Origin of the sequence: Streptomyces sp. SID5643, from assembly GCF_009872555.1 — a bacterium.
Taxonomy (GTDB): Bacteria; Actinomycetota; Actinomycetes; order Streptomycetales; family Streptomycetaceae; genus Streptomyces; species Streptomyces iakyrus.
On record NZ_WWIC01000006.1, the window covers coordinates 1 to 1,190 of the forward strand.

Annotated in this window: 1 protein-coding gene; it reads right to left on the minus strand. The window is 67.4% G+C overall.

What is annotated here, in order from left to right; genetic code table 11:
• Nucleotides 1–1,190 (minus strand): GAF domain-containing protein (locus GTY56_RS00900; RefSeq protein WP_161361497.1); only part of this gene is annotated, 1,190 nt, incomplete at both ends.

Here is a 1,190-nt window from a genome sequence, read left to right on the forward strand (position 1 = left end):
GCCTCGACCTTCGACAGGTCGAGGATGTCGTTGATGAGCTGCAGCAGATCCGAACCGGCGGAGTGGATGATCTGCGCGTACTCGACCTGCTTGGGCGTGAGGTTGCGGGACGGGTTCTGTGCCAGCAACTGGGCCAGGATGAGCAGGCTGTTGAGGGGGGTGCGCAGCTCGTGGCTCATGTTGGCCAGGAACTCCGACTTGTACTTCGAGGCCAGCGACAGCTGCTGGGCGCGGGTCTCCAGTTCCTGGCGCGCCTGCTCGATCTGCAGGTTCTTCGCCTCGATGTCCCGGTTCTGCGCCACCAGCAGCGACGCCTTCTCCTCCAGTTCCGCGTTGGAACGCTGGAGTTCCTCCTGCTGCACCTGCAACTCGGTCGAACGTGCCTGGAGTTCGACCGTGAGGCGCTGCGACTCGACCAGCAGCTCATCGGTGCGGGCATTGGCCACGATGGTGTTGACGTTGACGCCGATGGTCTCCATCAGCTGCGCGAGGAAGTCGCGGTGGATCTGGGTGAAGCGGGTGACCGAGGCCAGCTCGATGACTCCGAGGACCTGGCCCTCCACCACGATGGGCAGCAGCACCAGCGCACTCGGCACCACCTGGCCGAGGCCCGAGGAGATGGTCACGTAACCGTCCGGCAGCTCCTCGACCATGATGGTGCGGCGGCTGCGCGCGGCCTGGCCGACCAGCGTGCGGCCGAAAGCGATGCGGGAGGGCCGGCTGCTCTCCTCGGGGTAGCCGTAGGAGCCGACGAGCCGCAGTTCGGGCCCGTCGTCACCGTCCTCGGCGAGGTAGAAGGCCCCGTACTGGGCCGAGACCAGCGGGACCAGCTCGTCCATGATCAGCTCGGCGACCACGGGCAGGTCGCGGTGGCCCTGCATCAGGCTCGAGATCCGGGCGAGGTTCGTCTTGAGCCAGTCCTGCTCCTGGTTGGCCCGGGTGGTCTCGCGCAGGGACTCCACCATCGAGTTGATGTTGTCCTTGAGCTCGGCGACCTCGCCGGACGCCTCCACGTTGATCGACCGGGTCAGGTCGCCCTCGGCGACGGCGCTGGTGACCTCGGCGATGGCCCGCACCTGACGGGTCAGGTTGCCGGCCAGTTCGTTGACGTTCTCCGTCAGGCGCTTCCAGGTGCCGGAGACGCCTTCGACCTCGGCCTGGCCGCCGAGCCGCCCCTCGGTGCCGACCTC